The sequence below is a fragment of the Novosphingobium colocasiae genome (assembly GCF_014652555.1).
In the GTDB taxonomy this organism is placed as follows: domain Bacteria; phylum Pseudomonadota; class Alphaproteobacteria; order Sphingomonadales; family Sphingomonadaceae; genus Novosphingobium; species Novosphingobium colocasiae.
The window spans coordinates 71,400-89,284 of the sequence record NZ_BMZA01000012.1 but is presented as its reverse complement, the minus strand read 5'-3'; the positions used below and the strand labels follow the sequence as shown (position 1 = coordinate 89,284).

At 65.8% G+C, this 17,885-nt stretch carries 15 protein-coding genes; 9 read left to right on the top strand and 6 right to left on the bottom strand.

What is annotated here, in order from left to right:
• Window positions 1–107 precede the first annotated feature (107 nt).
• The 8 genes from IE122_RS14320 (at window position 108) to speD (ending at window position 7,026) form a co-directional block, all read left to right on the top strand.
• Window positions 108–1,091, top strand: a complete 984-nt coding sequence (locus tag IE122_RS14320) for an SPFH domain-containing protein (protein WP_189621899.1) — start codon at window positions 108–110, stop codon at window positions 1,089–1,091.
• Between the two features lie 117 nt (window positions 1,092–1,208).
• Window positions 1,209–1,781 (top strand): DUF4178 domain-containing protein, encoded by a 573-nt coding sequence (locus tag IE122_RS14315; protein ID WP_229814199.1) that lies wholly within the window; start codon window positions 1,209–1,211, stop codon window positions 1,779–1,781.
• The gene (locus IE122_RS14310) at window positions 1,754–3,088 is read left to right on the top strand and encodes a DUF4178 domain-containing protein (RefSeq protein ID WP_229814197.1); all 1,335 of its coding nucleotides are present in this window, start codon (window positions 1,754–1,756) and stop codon (window positions 3,086–3,088) included. Before IE122_RS14315 ends, IE122_RS14310 begins: the two co-directional genes overlap by 28 nt.
• 1 nt (window position 3,089) lies before the next feature.
• Window positions 3,090–3,236 carry a hypothetical protein gene (locus tag IE122_RS14305; RefSeq protein ID WP_189621895.1) on the top strand — a complete coding sequence of 49 codons (147 nt, stop codon included), beginning with the start codon at window positions 3,090–3,092 and terminating at the stop codon, window positions 3,234–3,236.
• Window positions 3,237–3,264: 28 nt separating this feature from the next.
• On the top strand, window positions 3,265–3,474 hold the full coding sequence (locus IE122_RS14300) for a DUF350 domain-containing protein (RefSeq protein WP_189621893.1): 210 nt from the start codon (window positions 3,265–3,267) through the stop codon (window positions 3,472–3,474).
• Window positions 3,467–5,026, top strand: a complete 1,560-nt coding sequence (locus IE122_RS14295) for a polyamine aminopropyltransferase (RefSeq protein WP_189621891.1) — start codon at window positions 3,467–3,469, stop codon at window positions 5,024–5,026. Before IE122_RS14300 ends, IE122_RS14295 begins: the two co-directional genes overlap by 8 nt.
• Window positions 5,016–6,644 (top strand): FAD-dependent oxidoreductase, encoded by a 1,629-nt coding sequence (locus IE122_RS14290; protein ID WP_189621890.1) that lies wholly within the window; start codon window positions 5,016–5,018, stop codon window positions 6,642–6,644. The genes IE122_RS14295 and IE122_RS14290 overlap by 11 nt, the downstream gene beginning before the upstream one ends.
• A gap of 1 nt (window position 6,645) precedes the next feature.
• Window positions 6,646–7,026, top strand: a complete 381-nt coding sequence (gene speD / locus IE122_RS14285; protein WP_189621888.1) for an adenosylmethionine decarboxylase — start codon at window positions 6,646–6,648, stop codon at window positions 7,024–7,026.
• A 125-nt stretch (window positions 7,027–7,151) separates the two neighbouring features.
• Here speD and IE122_RS14280 read toward each other — a convergent pair whose 3' ends face one another.
• From IE122_RS14280 to IE122_RS14255, 6 genes are all read right to left on the bottom strand, one after another.
• A complete protein-coding gene (locus IE122_RS14280; RefSeq protein WP_189621886.1) occupies window positions 7,152–7,376 on the bottom strand; it encodes a formate dehydrogenase subunit delta in 225 nt (74 codons plus the stop codon).
• Window positions 7,373–10,249 (bottom strand): formate dehydrogenase subunit alpha, encoded by a 2,877-nt coding sequence (gene fdhF, locus IE122_RS14275; protein ID WP_189621884.1) that lies wholly within the window; start codon window positions 10,247–10,249, stop codon window positions 7,373–7,375. Before fdhF ends, IE122_RS14280 begins: the two co-directional genes overlap by 4 nt.
• Window positions 10,239–11,060 (bottom strand): formate dehydrogenase accessory sulfurtransferase FdhD, encoded by an 822-nt coding sequence (gene fdhD / locus IE122_RS14270; RefSeq protein ID WP_189621882.1) that lies wholly within the window; start codon window positions 11,058–11,060, stop codon window positions 10,239–10,241. Before fdhD ends, fdhF begins: the two co-directional genes overlap by 11 nt.
• The gene (locus IE122_RS14265; protein WP_189621879.1) at window positions 11,057–12,592 is read right to left on the bottom strand and encodes an NADH-ubiquinone oxidoreductase-F iron-sulfur binding region domain-containing protein; all 1,536 of its coding nucleotides are present in this window, start codon (window positions 12,590–12,592) and stop codon (window positions 11,057–11,059) included. The genes fdhD and IE122_RS14265 overlap by 4 nt, the downstream gene beginning before the upstream one ends.
• Window positions 12,589–13,011 carry an NAD(P)H-dependent oxidoreductase subunit E gene (locus IE122_RS14260; protein WP_189621878.1) on the bottom strand — a complete coding sequence of 141 codons (423 nt, stop codon included), beginning with the start codon at window positions 13,009–13,011 and terminating at the stop codon, window positions 12,589–12,591. The genes IE122_RS14265 and IE122_RS14260 overlap by 4 nt, the downstream gene beginning before the upstream one ends.
• Before the next feature lie 76 nt (window positions 13,012–13,087).
• On the bottom strand, window positions 13,088–13,984 hold the full coding sequence (locus tag IE122_RS14255; RefSeq protein ID WP_189621876.1) for a LysR family transcriptional regulator: 897 nt from the start codon (window positions 13,982–13,984) through the stop codon (window positions 13,088–13,090).
• Between the two features lie 380 nt (window positions 13,985–14,364).
• Here IE122_RS14255 and IE122_RS14250 point away from each other — a divergent pair, with 380 nt between their 5' ends.
• Window positions 14,365–17,661, top strand: coding sequence for a trifunctional glycoside hydrolase family 18/polysaccharide deacetylase/glycosyltransferase family 2 protein (locus IE122_RS14250; protein ID WP_189621874.1), 3,297 nt, complete (start codon window positions 14,365–14,367; stop codon window positions 17,659–17,661).
• Window positions 17,662–17,885: the final 224 nt, after the last annotated feature.

Here is a 17,885-nt window from a genome sequence, read left to right as displayed (position 1 = left end):
CACCGCATGAGCCGTGCCGCAATTGAGGTACTTCATAAAAAGCTGGCGCTGGCAGGTTGAAGAGGGCGGCAAATGGTTTACCCTGATAGGGAACAGGAGCCTCTTCGATGCTGGATTTTCTTGGCAAGCAGTTCATCGACGTCATCGAATGGCTGGAAACGCCGGGTCAATTGGCTTGGCGCGTGCCCTTCGCGGACCATGAAATTCAAAACGGCGCGCAGTTGACGGTTCGTGAAGGCCAATCGGCTGTGTTCATCAACGAAGGGCGCGTAGCCGACATCTTCGAAGCGGGTAGATATCGGCTGGAGACGGCAACGCTTCCCGTTCTCACCAATCTCATGAACTGGGACAAGGCGTTCAAGTCACCGTTCAAATCGGACGTCTTGTTCCTCAGTCACAAGGAGCAGCCCGGGCTCAAGTGGGGCACGGCGCAACCGATCACTGTGCGCGACGCTGAATTGGGTGCCCTGCGCCTGCGCGCTTTCGGCACTTACTCCTTTCGCATCGCCCAGAGCCGGCCTTTTATTGATCGCGTGGTGGGATCGCTGACCCATCTGGAAGTCCATGCACTTGAACCGCAATTACGCGCGGCGATCCAGACCGCGATGGCAACGGCGCTGGGATCGAGCGGGGTGCCCTTCCTCGATCTGGCGGCCAGCCAGACCGCCCTGTCTGAGCGGATCAGGGTGCAGGTGGAAACGGCCTTCGCGGCGTGGGGGCTGGAATGCCTGGCTTTCTACGTCGAGAGTGTGTCGCTTCCGGAAGACGTGCAGAGCTATCTCGACAAAAGCAGCTCGATGCGGGTGCTTGGCGATCTTGGAAACTATGCCCGGTTTCAGGCGGCGGAAGCGCTGCAGGCTGCCGCAGGGCAGGACGTGGGTCTCGCCGGGATCGGCGCGGGGCTTGCGGCTGCAGGAATGCTGGGAACGACAATGGCCGGGGCCTTGGCGCCGCAGCCATCCGCATCGCCAGAAAGCTCGGCAGATGCGATCGCCACGATCGAGAAATTGCACCAGCTCGTCACCATCGGCGCCCTCAGCCAGCAGGAGTTCGATGCCAAGAAGGCCGAACTTCTGGCGCGAATCCGCTAACGGCTGCCGCTACCCGAGACCCGGACCATGATCGCCTGTCCCTCTTGCGGCGCAGACCTCGGCGTGCGTGGCACCGCCTTGCCTTACAGCACTTGTGGATATTGCCAGTCCCTTGTGGTGCACGGTGCTGCCGGGCCGGAGGATCTGGGCAAGGTGGCCAGCCTGCCGTTCGATGTCTCGCCGCTGCAACTGGGGACGCGCTTCCGTGTCGACGGCATCGATTTCCTGACCCTTGGCCGGGTCCGCTGGCATTGGCAGGACGGTGCCTGGAACGAGTGGCTGCTGGAAGCGGCGGACGGCACCCATTGTTGGCTGGGTGAAGCCATGGGCCTGTTCATGCTGACGGCTGAGCGGCCCGACCTGGCCCAGGACCCGATGATCGCGCGGTTTGCCGTGGGCGTCGAAATCAAGCTGGGCCAGGCGATGCAAGTCGATGGGCATCTCCTGCGCGCAGCCGATATCCGCAGGGCGCAGTGTGTGGGCAGCGAGGGCCATCTGCCTTTCCCGACCCTGCCGGGCACGAAGCTGACCAACGTCGATTTTCGCAGTCCGGACGGCCTGATTCTCTCGGTGCAGCGCGTAGGGGGTGAGGTGACCGCCTGGTTCGGGACCATTTACGAATTTGCCGATCTCAATCCCCGCAATGCCCGTGCAATCGACGGATGGACGTTGCCGGCGTACATGCAATGAACGGCGACGCAGCGAAACGCGAGGCAGCCTCCGGTGCGAGGTCGGTCGCGTGCCCTGCCTGTGGCGGGCGGATCGTGGCGCGGGCCACGGGATACGCTGTGACACTGGGCTGCGCGCATTGTGGCTCGGCGCTTGATGCGACGCGCCCCGAAGTTGAGCTGATCGCGCGGCACAAGCGCGCGGTGGCGAAGTTCCCGCTGGCGCTGGGCAAGCGCGGCTATCTGTTCGATCAGTACTGGGACGTCATCGGTGCGCTGAAGCGCAAGGATGCCTTGGACATCTGGAACGAATACCTCCTGTTCAACCCATATGTCGGTTATCGCTGGCTCGTCGAATATAAGGGTGACTGGCAGTTCGGCACCATGGTGCTTGATGTGCCCGAGGCGGATGCGGACGGGATCGTCTGGCGCGGGGAGCGCTTCACGTCGGCCGGCCCCGACCAGCAGGTCACGGCCACCTGCGTGATCGGCGAATTCTACTGGCGGATCAAAGCCGGCGATCAGGTTCGCTGCGTATCGTTCGAGCGTGGTGATGTGTCACTTTCCTGCGAAGTGACCGATGAAGAGGTAAACTGGACGCAACTTGTACCCATCGCCGCGCGCGAGGTGCAGACGGCCTTTGCGATCGACGGGCGCAAAATGCCCGGACGACGGTTCGCGCAGCAGGCGCACGCCGCGACGGGGGCGGCGGACGACCTCCTGGCGATGTTCGCGGTGGCGGGAATCGGAGCGTTTCTGGCGCTGGTAGTCATGCTTTTGCTTGCAGGGCCGGTTTCACGCACGGTGGGCTCGGTCAATGCGCCCTACGGCAAGACGCGCGAAGGCGTGCTTATCGGGACACTGGAAATAAAGCGCGATTGGCAGCTTGTCAGCCTTAAGGCGCAAGGTCAGGACTTCGACAATCGCTGGGTAGATATCGACTACAGTCTCGTCGATCGCCGCACCGGCCAAGCGATCGGCGGCTATGGGCTTGCCGAGCGCTACAGCGGCGTCGATTCGGACGGTTCGTGGGTCGAGGGCTCCCGCGGCGCAGAAACGCTTCTGGGGCATGTGCCGCGCGGTACGTATGATCTTTATGTCGACGCGGAGGCACATGCCTGGCCGATCGATGCGACCTTGAACCCGGACGGCAGCGTTTCGATGCCGCCGGACGGATCGCAACTGTCAACCTGGGCCCAACCGGACGCCATCACCATGACCATAGTCGCGGAAACCGGCGCGCTGCCTTCGGGTAACTGGTGGACCGTGCTGGTCCTGCTGCTGGCCTGGCCGATGGCCATACTTTGGTGGCGGCACGAGAATGATTGAGATGAACACTCGCCTGAAAATTTTCACCGCCTGGACTGCATTGCTCGTCGCAGGGATGGCGATGGCGTCATACTTCGCCTGGTCTCCGTACACGGATGACGAGCGCGACCCGGGCGATCGCACGCAGACCGGACCCAACCACAAGTAACCGCCGCAGCAACCAGAAGGAGCCTGCCATGCTCTCGTTTTCCGTCCTTGCCGCCACGCTGCTTTACGCGCTGCTGGGTATCGTGATTTTTATCTTCAGCTTCGTCCTGGTCGACAAGCTGACGCCGGGCGAACTGTGGCGCGAGATCATCGAGCGCAAGAACATGGCCGTGGCATTGCTGGCCGGGGCCGTGGCGATCGGTATCTCCAACATCATCGCCGCCGCCGTGCATGGCTGAAAAGCCGGTTCCGGACGTCTCGGCCGCTGTCGATGAACCCTTGCGCCCGCCGGCGGCGTTGGCGGTCATCCTGCTCGTTTCGGTGCTGGTGGTCGCCACCTGCGGGCTGATCTACGAACTGCTGGCGAGCACCCTTGCCAGCTATCTGTTAGGCGACAGCGTCACCCAGTTCTCCACGGTCATCGGCACGTATCTTTTCGCCATGGGAATAGGGAGCTGGCTCTCGCGCCATGTTCGCCGCGATGAGCTGGGCGTGTTCGTCCGGGTGGAGATCATGATCGCCGCCTTGGGCGGCTGGTGTGCCGCCGGGCTGTTCCTGCTGTTCCCGGTGGTTTCAGATTTTCGTATCGTGCTTTACGCCCTGGTGTTCGCGATCGGCACGCTGGTGGGGCTGGAAATTCCGCTGCTCATCCGCATTTTGCGCCACCGTTTCGCCTTTCGCGAACTGGTGTCCAACGTGCTGACTTACGATTACGTGGGTGCCCTGATCGCATCGTTGCTGTTCCCGCTGGTGCTGGTGCCATGGCTGGGAATGATACGAACCGGCTTCGTTTTCGGGCTTGCGAACGTGGCGGTTGCGGTGGCTCTCCTGATCCACCTCAGGGCTCAGCGGCGCGTCGGTGCCGACCTTGCTATCGCGCTGGTCGTAGGTGCCTCGCTGGTGGCCGGGCTGGCCGGTGCCGAGAAACTCCAGCGTCTGTCGGAAGTGGCCTTTTATGGCGAGCCGGTGGTCCATGCCCGCTCGTCGCGTTACCAGCGGATTGTCCTCACCCGTCAAGGCAGCGATCTGCGGCTATGGTTGAACGGCAATCTGCAATTCTCCACCCGCGACGAATACCGCTATCACGAAGCGCTGGTCTGGCCGGTACTGGGGCGCGTGGAGAACCCGACCCGGGTGCTGGTGCTGGGCGGCGGCGATGGCCTGGCGGCGCGCGAAATTCTGCGCGACCCGCGCGTGCGCCACATCACGCTGGTCGATCTCGACCCGGAGATGGCCGCGCTGTTTCGCGATACGCCCGAACTGGCCCGGCTGAACCATCACGCCCTGTCATCTCCCCGCCTCACCCTGCACAATGCCGACGCGTTCCAATGGGTGCGGCAGGCGCAAGGACCTTATGACGCGATCTTCATCGACTTCCCCGACCCTACTGAATTCTCGCTCGGCAAACTGTACACTGAAAGCTTCTATCGCGAAGTGGCCCGGCTGCTGGCACCCGCCGGCGTCATGACAGTGCAGAGCACCTCGCCGCTCGTCGCGCCGCGTTCCTACTGGACCGTCGCGACGACACTGGAGGCCGCCGGCCTCGCGACGCGCGGATATCATGCCTATGTGCCCAGCTTCGGTGAATGGGGCTTTACGCTGGCCGCGCATCGTCCGGTAGCGGCAGCGGTTCGCCTGCCACGGCACTTGCGCTTCCTGACGCCGACCACCGAACGGGCCATGTTCGATTTTCCGATCGACATGGCGCGCCGCCCCACGCCGGTGAACCGGCTGGACAACCAATCGCTGGTACGCAGCTTCGGTGAGGAATGGGGCGAATATGAAGGCTGAACCCACCCGCCGCGCGATGCTGTCGGGATCAATCGGGCTGGCAAGTGCCCTGACTGCTCCATTGGCATTGGCCGGCTGCAGCGAACCCTCCATTCCCGGCACACTGGGAGGAGCCGATTGGCGGCGCGGCCACCTCTTGCGCGATGGCCACTTGCCGGCCCCCGATGGACCGGTGGAAGATCGTGGCATCGTCATCGCCGGCGGCGGCGTGGCCGGCCTTGCTGCGGCATGGCGGTTGAAGGCAGCGGGCTATGACGACTTCACGCTGTTCGAGATGGAGGACTACGTCGGCGGCAATGCCCGCCAGGGTCGCAATGCGGTAAGCGCCTATCCGCTCGGCGCTCACTACTTGCCCGTTCCCAACCGGGAAGCTCGCGCTCTGCGCCACATGCTGGAGGAATTCGGCATGATCGTGGGCGAGGAAGACGGCGCTCCGGTTTACGACCCTTTCCAGCTTTGCGCCGATCTCGAAGAACGACTGCTGTGGCGCGGCCGCTGGCAGGAAGGCCTGTTTCCTCAGGGCGGGATTTCCGAAGAGGACCTTGCCCAATACCGGCGTTTCGATGAGGAGATGGCAGTCTATCGGGCCTTGCTGGGATCAGACGGACTTCACGCCTTCGCCAGTCCCATGGCGTATTCCAGCCAGGACCCGGCGCTGCTCGCTCTCGATCGTATCAGTTTTGCCGATTGGCTGACCCACAACGGTTACACTGCCGGCGTGCTGCGTGCCTATCTGCGCTACTGTTGTCGGGACGATTACGGCAGCGAACCGGAGAACGTCTCGGCTTGGGCCGGGTTGCACTACTTTTCCGCCCGGCGCGGCTGGGCAGCGCGCGGCGACGGATCGCGGGAACTGACCTGGCCCGAAGGGAATGGTCGTCTGGTCCGGCTCATGGGTCAACGGATCGCCGGCCACGTCGTGCCGGCGCACTCTGCATTCAATCTTGCCGTGCGGGACGACGGTACGGCCGATCTCGCGATCCACAATCATCGCACATCGCGCAGCCGGACCGTGCGGGCACGGGCCGTTATTCTCGCCATGCCGCATTTCGTAGCGGCGCGCACAGCACCGGCCGTGGCCGCCAGGGGCGGAATGACCTACGCCCCCTGGGTCGTCGCCAACGTGACCGTTGATCGGCACCCCGGCGGCAAAGGCAGTCCGTTGGCATGGGACAATGTTTCGACCGCCAGCGATTCGCTTGGTTACGTCGTTGCCACGCACCAGAACGGCAGTGATCCGACGGGTCCCACCGTATTGACCTGGTACTTGCCCCTCTCGCGCGAAACACCGCAGGCTGCCCGCAAGATCCTGATGACCCGCCCGCTGGCCGATTGGCAGCGACAAATCCGCGCCGACCTTCTGGCCATGAATCCCGATCTGGACGGGGCGATCCGCGCGATCGACGTCTGGCGCTGGGGCCACGCGATGATCAGCCCCCGCCCGGGCTTCCTTTCCGCGCCCGCCCGCCTCGCCGCGATCGCGTCCAGGCCGCCCGTCCTCTTTGCCCATTCGGATATGAGCGGGCTGTCACTTTTCGAGGAAGCTCATCACCGCGGCGTTGTCGCCGCGGAAGCCGCGCTTGCCCATCTCGACCATGCGTTCGAAAGCCTGATCTGACATGTCCCATCCCCCTGGAACCAGCATCCATCTCATAGCCGATCTCGAGGGATGCAGCGGGCTTGATGATTTGCCCCTGATCGAGCGCGCCTTGCGGGAAGCCGCCGCCGCTGCCGGGGTTACCGTACTGGAAACCCGGCTGCATCATTTCGGTGAAGGCCATGGCGTGACGGGGTTCGCCGTTCTCGCCGAAAGCCATATCTCGATCCACACCTGGCCCGAAGCCGGGGTTGCCGCCGTTGATCTGTTTGTCTGCGGGCAAAATGCCGACGCCCAAGCCGGGCTGAATGTTCTCTGCAATCGCATGGCGGGAATAATCGCGCGCGTACAGGCGATCGAGCGGTTGTCGATGCTGGGCATCAGGTCGTCGACTGCGGCATAGATCGGCACCTTCCCGCCGGTCAGGATGAAGCCGATAGGCAATCCCTGGTTGTCACGGCGGGCATATACCCTGCTCGTAAAGCGGCCGCGTGATGGTAGGTTGGCCTGGGCGGGATACGCGGCCGATCAAGTCTCATGAGATCGGCCTGATGGTATCTCGGCGACGATGGCTGCGATCAGGTCGGAGCCGCTGACGGGAGCCAGATCACGCAGCCGGGCGATCATGCGGGGGTCCCAATAGGCTTTGATGTGTTCGGCCGTGCGCTGCACTGCCGCCTTTTCGCCCAGCACCGCTAAATTGCGGGCGATCTGGGTCGCCATGCGCAGTTCTGCCGGCTGCCCCTCGCTCATTCGGCGGGCTCCGCCGCGATCCGGCGTGCGGTTCGTGCTTGGGCGTCGTAATCGCGTTGCCATTCGGTCGGGCCGTTGGAGGCACCGACCTGCACCGCCGTTACCTTGTATTCGGGGCAATTGGTGGCCCAGTCGGAAAACTCGGTGGTGACCACGTTGGCCTGCGTTTCGGGGTGGTGGAAGGTGGTATAGACCACCCCCGGTGCCACCCGATCCGTCACCTTCAGCCGCAATGTGGTTTCCCCCTTGCGGCTGGCCAGGCGCACCCAGCCACCATCGGCAAGGCCCCGGTTCTCGGCATCGGTCGGGTGCATTTCCAGCACGTCTTCCTTGTGCCACACGCCGTTGGCGGTGCGCCGTGTCTGCGCGCCGACGTTGTATTGCGACAGGATGCGCCCGGTGGTGAGCAGCAGCGGGAAACGCGGGCCGGTCTTCTCGTCGGTCGGCACATAGTCGGTCACCACGAACAGGCCCTTGCCCCGCACGAAGCCCGCCTCGTGCATGATCGGGGAGCCGTCGGGATGTTCGGCGTTGACCGGCCACTGCAGCGATCCCTCGGCATCGAGCCGGGCGTAGTTGACGCCGGCGAAGGAGGGCGTGAGCCGGGCGATCTCGTCCATGATCTCGCGCGGATGGGTATAGGACCAGCCCAGCCCCATGGCATTGGCGAGCGCCTGGGTCACTTCCCAGTCGGCCATGCCGCGCCCTTCGCCATCGCGGTTGGCCGGGTCCATCACCTTGCGCACCGGCTGGATGCGCCGCTCCGCGTTCGTGAACGTCCCGTCCTTTTCGAGGAAGGTCGAGCCGGGCAGGAAGACGTGCGCATAGTTGGCCGTCTCGTTCAGGAACAGGTCGTGGACGATCACGCAGTCCATAGCGGCCAGACCGGCGGCGACATGGCGGGTATCCGGGTCGGACTGGAGGATATCCTCGCCCTGGATGTAGATCGCGCGAAAGCTGCCGTCGACGGCGGCATCGAGCATATTGGGGATGCGCAGGCCCGGATCGGGGTCGAGCGACACGCCCCATTCCCGCTCGAACAGCGCGCGCGTATTGCCGTCGGAAATATGGCGATAGCCCGACAGTTCGTGCGGGAACGAGCCCATGTCGCACGAACCCTGGACGTTGTTCTGCCCCCGCAACGGGTTCACCCCCACTCCGCGCCGGCCGACATTGCCGGTCGCCATCGCAAGGTTGGCGATCGCCATCACCGTGGACGAGCCCTGGCTATGCTCGGTCACGCCAAGGCCGTAATAGATCGCGCCGTTGCCGCCGGTGGCGTAGAGTCGCGCCGCCGCCCGCAGGTCCGCCGCCGGCACCCGGGTCACCGCCTCAAGCACTTCGGGCGAATGGCGTGGATCGGCAACAAAGCGGGCCCAGTCCTCGAAAGCGTCCACGTCGCAGCGTTCGCGCACGAAGGCATCGTCCACCAGCCCTTCGGTGACGATCACATGGGCCATGGCGGTCAGCACCGCGACGTTGGTTCCGGGTTGCAGCGCCAGGTGGTGGGCCGCGGCGATGTGCGGGCTGCGCACCAGATCGATCCGGCGCGGATCGATAACGATCAGCTTCGCACCCGCCTTGCCATTCTTGCCCCGCAGCCGCTGCTTCAGGCGGCTGGCGAAGACGGGGTGCGCGTCGGTGGGGTTTGCCCCGATCACCAGCACCACATCGGCGTCCATCACGCTGTCGAAATCCTGCGTTCCGGCGCTGGTGCCGAACGTGGTCCGGAGGCCGTATCCGGTCGGCGAATGGCAGACCCGCGCGCAGGTATCGACGTTGTTCGATCCGAACCCGGCGCGCACCAGCTTCTGGACCAGATAGGCCTCCTCGTTCGTGCAGCGGCTGGAGGTGATGCCGCCCAGCGCCCGCGCGCCGTATTGCGCCTTGATCGCGCTCAGTCGCGCGGCGGTGAAGGCCAGCGCCTCGTCCCACGAGACCGCGCGCCAGGGCTCGTCGATGCGCTCGCGGATCATCGGGTTGGTGATCCGGTCGGCGTGGTTGGCATAGCCCCAGGCAAAGCGGCCCTTGACGCAGGAGTGGCCGTGGTTGGCCTTGCCGTCCTTCCACGGCACCATCCGGACAAGCTGTTCGCCGCGCATTTCGGCGCGGAAGGTGCAGCCCACGCCGCAATAGGCGCAGGTCGTCACCACCGTGCGTTCGGGCTTGCCGATTTCGATGACGCTCTTTTCCATCAGCGCGGCGGTCGGGCAGGCCTGCACGCAGGCACCGCACGATACGCAGTCGCTGGACAGGAAATCATCGGCGGACTGCCCGGCACCGATCGCGCTGGCAAAACCCCGGCCGTCCACGGTCAGCGCCAGTGTCCCCTGCACTTCGTCGCAGGATCGCACGCAGCGCGAACAAACGATGCACTTGGCGGCGTCGAACGCGAAGTAGGGATTGCTCTCATCCAGCGGCGCATCGAGGTGATGCGCGCCGTCATAGCCATAGCGCACATCGCGCAGGCCCACTTGCGCGGCGGCATCCTGCAGTTCGCAATCGTTGTTGGCCGAGCACGTCAGGCAATCCAGCGGGTGGTCCGAAATATACAGTTCCATCACCCCGCGCCGCAGCTTTTCCAGCCGGGGCGTCTGGGTGCGCACGACCATGCCTTCGCTCACCAGCGTGGTGCAGGATGCCGGGGTGCCGCGCACGCCGTCCACCTCGACAAGGCACATCCGGCACGAGCCGTAAGCGGCGACATTATCGGTTGCGCACAGCCTGGGGATCGCCCCGCCCGCCAGCGACGCCGCGCGCATCACGCTGGTCCCGGCCGGGACAGTGATGCTGCGGCCGTCGATCGTCAGGCTGACCGCAGTGTCCGATGCGACTGCGGGGGTGCCGTGATCGATTTGCGGTTCATATCCCATGGCCGGCTCCCAGTACGTTGGCAGGATCGGTGAACACCAGCGCGCTGTCGCTGCGCGCCAGCGCCACCAGCGCCAGTCCGGCCTGGCGGGCGCGATCCACCGCCAGCGTTGTCGGCGCGGAAATGGTGACGAGCAGCGGGCAGCCGGCGCGCACCGCCTTTTCCACCAGTTCGAAACTGCAGCGCGCGCTCAGCAACAGAAACCCTTGCGTCGGGTCCATCCGGCGGCGGGCGAGCGTGCCGATCAGCCGGTCGAGCGCGTTGTGGCGGCCGACATCCTCGGCCACGGCCAGGATCGCCCCGTCCGGCGTGCAGAAGGCGGCGGCGTGCATCGCGCCGGTTTCGCGGCCCAGCGGCTGATGATCGGACAAATCGGCCAGCGCCCGGGCGATCGCCTCGCGGCTGGTGGCGATACGGGCGCGGATCGCCGGCAACGGGCGCAGCACCTGCTCTATGCTGTCCATCCCGCACAACCCGCACGAACTTTCCGACACGCGCGAGCGGGCGCGGGCGATCACCGGCTCCATCCGCTCGTGCGGCAGGCCGACGCGCACGATCCAGCCGCCGGGGGCCTCGTGGACGATAATCTCGCCGATCTCGTCCACCGCGCCGACCAGCCCTTCGGATAGCGCGAAGCCGCAGGCATAATCTTCCAGATCGTGCGGGCTGGCCATCATCACCGCATAGCCGATGCCGTTGAATTCCAGCGCCACCGGGGCTTCGACCGCGACCGCGCGCGAGACGGCGGCGTCCCCGGCGACGCCCAGACCCAGCCGGCTTGCGCCCAGCGGCAGGGCGGCAGCCTCGGTCACGCCGGAATCGCTTCGCGGGCCAGGCCGAAATCCTCGGGCCAGTGGCGCAGCGCGGACAGTACCGGATAAGGCGTGAATCCGCCCAGCGCGCAGAGCGAGCCGAACTTCATCGTCTCGCACAGGTCTTCGAGCAGGGCCACCTCGGCTTCGAGCGAGCGGGCGCGCTTGCCCGCGTTGCGCATCTGGGCCAGGCTTTCCACCGCATCCGGCGCACGCGCGCCCGACAGGATGCGCGCGATCAGTTCTCCGCCCCGCGTCGAGCCGATGCGGCACGGGGTGCATTTGCCGCAGCTTTCCGCCGCGCAGAAATCCATCGCGAACCGCGCCATCTGCGCCATGTCCACGGTATCGTCGAACACCACGATCCCGCCGTGGCCGATCAGCGCATCGGCAGCGGCATAAGCCTCGTAATCGAACGGCAGATCGAACCGGTCGGGATGGATATAGGCCCCGAGCGGCCCGCCCACCTGTACCGCCTTGACCGGCCGCTCCGATGCGGTGCCGCCGCCGATATCGTGGATCAGTTCGCGCAAGGTGATGCCGAAGGCGGTTTCATACAGCCCGCCATGGCGGATGTTGCCGGCAAGCTGGATCGGCTTGGTCCCGCGCGACCGGTCTACGCCCAGCCGGGCATATTCGGCCGCCCCGCCTTCGGACAGGATATGCGGGATCGCCACCAGCGTCAGCACGTTGTTCACCACCGTCGGGCAGCCGAACAGTCCGGACAGCGCCGGCAGCGGCGGCTTGGCGCGCACTTCCCCGCGCTTGCCCTCCAGCGAATTGAGCAGCGCCGTCTCCTCGCCGCAGACATAGGCCCCCGCGCCCACGCGCACTTCGAGCCGGAACGGAGCAATGCGCGGCGCGGCCAGCACGATCGCGGCGCGCAGCTTGGCAATGGCGTGGGGATATTCGCTGCGGGTGTAGATATAGCCTTGGTCCGCACCGACGGCATGCGCGCAAATCGCCATGCCCTCGACAAGCTGGAAGGGATCACCCTCCATAATCATGCGGTCGGCAAAGGTGCCGCTGTCGCCCTCGTCGGCGTTGCACACGACATACTTGCGTGTGCCCGAAGCGCCGGCGACTGTCTGCCACTTGATCCCGGCGGGAAAGCCCGCTCCACCCCGCCCGCGCAGGCCGGACTGGGTAACTTCGGCGATCACCGCGGCAGGGAGCATCGCGCGGGCGCGGTCCAGCCCCTGCCAGCCGCCGGTCGCCGCATAATCATCCAGACTGAGCGGCCGGGTCCGCCCGGCCCGCGCGAACGTCAGCCGCTGCTGGCGGGCGATGAACGGATGCGCGGCAATGTTGCCGATCGCCTTGGCGCTGCTGCCGTCGAGGATTGCGTTGACATCGGCCGGGGTGGCCGGGCCGAACCCTTGCCCATCGATCTCCACCAGCGGCTCGAGCCAGTGCATGCCCCAGCTCGATACCCGCTCTACCCTGCAACCTGCCGCCGCGAAGGCATCGGCCACCGCGTCCGCCCCGCACGCTAGTGCCAGGGCATCGTCGCTGATCCGCACCCGCGTCACGCGCCGTCCACCAGTGCCACCAGCGCCGCTTCGTCAAGCCGGGCATAAAGGGCATCGCCGATCCGCGCCGATGGACCGACTGAGCACAGGCCCAGGCAGTAGACCGTTTTGATGCTCACCCGGCTTCCCGCCGCCGCCTCGGCCGCGCGCACCAGCGCCTCGACCCCGCGCGCCTGACAGGCTTCGGCGCGGCACAGCTCGACACAAGGGCGCGGATCGGCGATGGCCGTGAAATCGTGATAGAAGGAGACGACGCCATGCACCTCGGCCCGGCTCAGGTTGAGCGCTTGGGCGATAGCGGCTTCGCTGTCCGCATCGATGCAGCCCAGTCCGGCCTGGACATCGTGGAGGATCGGCAGGAGCGGGCCCTCCGCCTCGGCTTGGCGGGCAAGGATATCGTCGAGTACAGGTGAAACCATTCCCGATCCCTGCGCCCATGCATAGGCCCGGTCAAATCGAAAGGACTGAATGTTGATAGATCGTAACTATCAAGGCTCAGCCCGCGTTGTCGCGTGCCACTGCCTGGGCGGCCAGCAGCGCCGCACCGGCCATCGGCCCCAGCGGATCACGGCCAACCACCACCAGCCCGACCCGCCGCGCCGGAGCGGGCTCGGCAAACGGCAGGAACCGGCACCATTCCAGCCCGGCCATCAACTGGGCATAGGACGCCGGAACAATGGTCGTAAATCCGCCTGAACGGACCAGCGAAAGCAGGGAAACATAGCTGTCCGCGATAGCTGCCGGGATCACCGAAAGACCGTGCTCGGCGAAGTGGCGATCAAGGATGCGCCGAAACTGCATGCCCTGGTGCAGCAGGCACAGGCGCGAACCGGCAGCCCGTTTCCAACTGACGGCGGCATCGACCTCGAAGCCCGCCCCTTTCCGCGCCACGAACAGATACTGTTCCTCATGCAGCGCGACGGAGAGGACGTTGGCGGCCGGTTCGTGATCGAGATAGGTCACGCCCGCATCGAAAGCATTGGCGGCAAGACCACGCTGGATTTCACGCGCAGTATCCGAATGCACGGACAGGGTCAGCCCGGGATTGTCCCGCAGCAGGCGATCGCCAAGCCGGCCTACCAGCGCCAGCGCTGCCGGGATCGCCGCCAGCCGGAACTCGCCCTGCGGAGCCACCGACAGCGCCTCTGCCGCCTGTGACAGCCCGCGCACGGCACCCAGCACCTGCTCGGCCCACGGCAGGATCGCCACCCCCTGCTCGGTCAGGCCGATAAACCGCCGGTCGCGATCAACCAGTCGTTTGCCCAGCTCCTGCTCCAGCGCGACCAGCCCGGCCGAAAGCGTCGGCTGCGACACCCCGCAGGTGGCCGCCGCACTGGCAAAATGCCTTTCGCGCGCCAGTGCGGTAAAATAGCGAAGATGTTGCAGTTGCAAGCGCGCCTCCCTTGAGAGGTAAAGCCTATCAAGGGGCGATCAGCAGCGCCAGCCGCGACCCCTCAGGCGGATGGTCCTGACCCAAACCGCAACCGGTCTGCACTTGGCGCGAAGGCCCGACGCCTGCAAGCACCCGGCCCGGCGATGCCAATCGCAGTACGACGGAACCGATAAAGCGCCCGGCCAATGCACCGCCCCGTCGCCGTCGCCGTCCGGTCGCCGAGGGCCGCATAATTCCAAGCTTCTTTGCCGTCATGATCAACTGTTAATCTTTGGCTCAGCCTTGCGATAGCTATCCCGGACATCTTCATTGCTATGGAGGCGGCAAAGGTCATGGGAATGGCAAAGACGGGGCGTGCTGCCGGACAGGACGTGCAGTCATGACGATGCCGGTTTTCTTCGATCCGAGCGGTCGGCGCGGCCTGTGGGCCCGGCGGATCGTTGCCGTCCTGCTGGTGTCGCTCATCGTCGCGGCGATTGCCTTCGCCACGACGCTCGCAAGGGTTCCGCATGGGCGCGACCTGGCCCTCCCGCTGCCGCAGGAACGGGCGGAAAAGCTGCCGCTGACCGAGCGGGTGAGGCACGGCATCGCCTCCTGGCTCCCGCGCAAGGCCGGGGCTGATCCCCATACGCCGCTCAGTATCGGCTTCTATGTGCCGGACGATGACATGAGCCTGGCATCCCTGCGGCGCCATGTCGGCGCGCTGGACTGGATCGTGCCGGCCACGGTCACTGTGTCCGGCCCCACGCATCGCCTCGACGTGGCCGCCGACCCGAAGTTCGACCGAATGATCGCGGCGATGCGCCATCCACCCAAGGTGCTGCCGATGGTGCAGAACTTCATGGGCAACGACTGGGACGGTGCCAACGCCGCCATGCTTCTCCATGATCGTGCGAAGAGCCGGGCGCTCATCGCGCGCCTCGCGGAAATCGTTCGCGACCGGAAGGTGGCCGGTCTCGTCATGGATTTCGAAGCGCTGCCCGCCGGTGCCATGTCTGACTATCTGCATTTCCTCCATCGGCTTCGTCGCGCCCTGCCCAAGGGTGCCGAACTGGCCGTCACAGCTCCGGCGGAGGATCAGGCATGGCCGCTCGCCAAGGTCGGCAAGGTCGCCGACCGGCTGATCCTGATGGCCTATGACCAGCATTGGGAGGGGGGCACGCCCGGCCCCATCGCCGCGCAGCAATGGTTCGTGGATGAGGTGCAGGCGGGCCTGCGCGCGGTCGGCCGCGACCGGCTGATCGTCGCCCTCGGCAGTTACGCCTATGACTGGCATGGCGATGAAACCAACGCCCTGTCGATCGAGGAAGCCTGGCTCGCCGCCCACGATAGCAGCGCGCCGGTGCAGTTCGATCCGGGCAGCGGCAATGCGGGCTTCGCCTATGACGAGGCCGGGCAGCATCATCAGATATGGATGCTCGACGCGGCGACGAGCTGGAACCAGATGCAGGTGCTGAAACGGCTCGGGATCGACGATGTCGCGCTGTGGCGGCTGGGCAGCGAGGATCCCGGCTTCTGGACCAGCCTGTCCGCCTGGCGCTCCGGCACCCGGCCCGACCTGCGGCCGATCCAGTCGCTGCTCAGCACGGACGTGGAAGGCACGGGCGAGATCCTGCGGATCACGGCCACGCCATCGGCAGGACAGCGTTCGCCCCGGTTCGCAGCGAACGGTCTGATCCGCGACGAACGCTATGATGCGCTTCCCACCCCCTATGTCGTCAGCCGGGCCGGCGCGATGCCGAAGACGCTGGCGCTGACCTTCGATGACGGGCCTGATCCCACCTGGACGCCGCAGATCCTGGATATCCTGGAAAAGGCCCGCGTCCCCGGCACCTTCTTCGTCATCGGCGAGAGTGCGCTGGGCAATCCCGGCCTCCTCAACCGCATCATCGCGGACGGGGGCGAGATCGGTAACCACACCTATACCCATCCCAATCTGGCGCTCGCCTCGCCGGCAGAGACCCGGCTGGAGCTCAACGCTACGCAGCGCATGATCGAGGCCTATACCGGCCGCTCGACGCGCCTGTTCCGCGCGCCCTATTTCGGCGACGCGGAACCGACGACAGCCGACGAGCTGGGCCCGGCGCTGGAGGCGCAGAAGGCAGGCTATACGGTCGTGGGCCTGCACGTCGATCCCAATGACTGGCAGCGCCCCGGTGCCGACACCATCTTTCGACAGGTGGTGGACCAGGTCCATGGTGCTACGGCGGACAGCAGTGCGAACATCGTCCTGCTGCACGACGGCGGCGGCAACCGGTCGCAGACGGTAGCGGCTCTGCCCCGCATCATCGCGACGCTGAAAAGCGAGGGCTATCGCTTCGTCCCCGTATCCGGTCTGGTCGGCCAGCCGCAGTCCGCCGCCAACCCGCCGGTGGCACCGGGCGACCTGTTCGCGGTCAGGACCGATGTCGGCGTCTTCATCCTGCTGGCCGGAGCATCGGCCGCGCTGGTATGGATTTTCTATCTCGCCATCTCGCTCGGCATCGGCCGTGCGGTGCTGATGACGCTGCTGGCGTGGATACAGTCGCGCCGCAAGCGGGCCGCCCCGCCGGATTTCCGCCCCGGCGTCTCGGTGATTATCCCCGCCTATAATGAGGAGCGGGTGATCGAGGCATCCGTGCGCCGCGTGCTCGCCAGCGACTATCCGGGCCTGTCCGTCATGGTGGTGGACGACGGATCGAAAGACCGGACCAGCGCCATCGTCGCGCAGGCCTTTGCCGACGATCCGCGCGTCACCCTGCTCACACTGGAGAATGGCGGCAAGGCGGCGGCGCTCAACCGCGCCCTGCGCCAGACGACAGGGGAGATCGTCATCGCGCTCGACGCCGATACGGAATTCGAGCCGGAGACCATCGGCCGCCTCGCACGCTGGTTCGCCGATCCGCAGATCGGCGCGGTGGCCGGCGATGCGCGGGTAGGCAACCGCGTCAATCTCGTGACGCGCTGGCAGGCGCTCGAATATATCACTGCCCAGAACCTGGAGCGCCGCGCGCTCGCAGGGTTCGACGCCATGACCGTGGTTCCGGGTGCCGTGGGCGCATGGCGGCGCGCGGCGCTGGAGGAGGTGGGCGGCTATCCCGAAGATACGCTGGCGGAGGATCAGGACCTGACCATCGCCATCCAGCGCGCGGGCTGGCGCGTGACCTATGATCCACTGGCGGTGGCGTGGACGGAAGCCCCGGAAAGCTTCCGGGCGCTTGCCAGGCAGCGCTATCGCTGGGCCTTCGGCACGCTCCAGTGCCTGTGGAAGCATGGCGGTATCCTGCGCGCCCGCAGGCCCTCTGGTCTGGCGCTGGTCGGACTGCCGCAAGCGTGGCTGTTCCAGATTGCGTTCGCGGCCATCTCGCCGCTCATCGACCTTGCGTTGCTGGTCTCGATCGTCGGCACGGTGCTGCGCGTCTTCGAACATGGCTGGGCGCAGACCCGGGGAGACCTCGGTCAGATGGGGCTGTTCTGGCTGGCCTTCACGACAATCGACGTGGTCTGTGGCTGGGTCGCCTATCGCCTCGACGCGCGGCGCGTGCCTTATCCGGCCCATCTGCTCGTCGCGCAGCGCCTGGTCTATCGCCAGATCATGTACTGGGTCGTGCTGCGCGCGATCGCCTCCGCCATAGGCGGCTGGGTCGTGGGCTGGGGCAAGCTGGAACGGACCGGGCGCGTGTCAGCCGGCTCCTGATCCTGTCAGGTCAACTGGCGGAGAGGGTGGGATTCAAATTGCTTAGCCAAGCAACTGATTAACCGTAATTTAATTCGATCTGTTTTTTCGCGATACCCCGCAATATACCCCAGAAGGTCCTGAAATTTTTTCATCCGGAACAGATGCTTGTCAGCTTAGGGGCTACTCGCGTCAGTCACGTCACGATCCACCAGATGACGGGCCTAAACACCTAATGATCGTCA

Bases quoted from the DNA above. Each gene is read 5' to 3' on its own strand.
- fdhF (WP_189621884.1), bottom strand. From the start codon at position 10,249: ATGGGATATGAACCGCAAATCGATCACGGCACCCCCGCAGTCGCATCG.
- IE122_RS14310 (WP_229814197.1), top strand. From the start codon at position 1,754: ATGGACGTTGCCGGCGTACATGCAATGAACGGCGACGCAGCGAAACGC.
- IE122_RS14260 (WP_189621878.1), bottom strand. From the start codon at position 13,011: ATGGTTTCACCTGTACTCGACGATATCCTTGCCCGCCAAGCCGAGGCG.
- IE122_RS14320 (WP_189621899.1), top strand. From the start codon at position 108: ATGCTGGATTTTCTTGGCAAGCAGTTCATCGACGTCATCGAATGGCTG.
- speD (WP_189621888.1), top strand. From the start codon at position 6,646: ATGTCCCATCCCCCTGGAACCAGCATCCATCTCATAGCCGATCTCGAG.
- IE122_RS14250 (WP_189621874.1), top strand. From the start codon at position 14,365: ATGACGATGCCGGTTTTCTTCGATCCGAGCGGTCGGCGCGGCCTGTGG.
- IE122_RS14300 (WP_189621893.1), top strand. From the start codon at position 3,265: ATGCTCTCGTTTTCCGTCCTTGCCGCCACGCTGCTTTACGCGCTGCTG.
- IE122_RS14295 (WP_189621891.1), top strand. From the start codon at position 3,467: ATGGCTGAAAAGCCGGTTCCGGACGTCTCGGCCGCTGTCGATGAACCC.
- IE122_RS14305 (WP_189621895.1), top strand. From the start codon at position 3,090: ATGAACACTCGCCTGAAAATTTTCACCGCCTGGACTGCATTGCTCGTC.
- IE122_RS14290 (WP_189621890.1), top strand. From the start codon at position 5,016: ATGAAGGCTGAACCCACCCGCCGCGCGATGCTGTCGGGATCAATCGGG.
- IE122_RS14280 (WP_189621886.1), bottom strand. From the start codon at position 7,376: ATGAGCGAGGGGCAGCCGGCAGAACTGCGCATGGCGACCCAGATCGCC.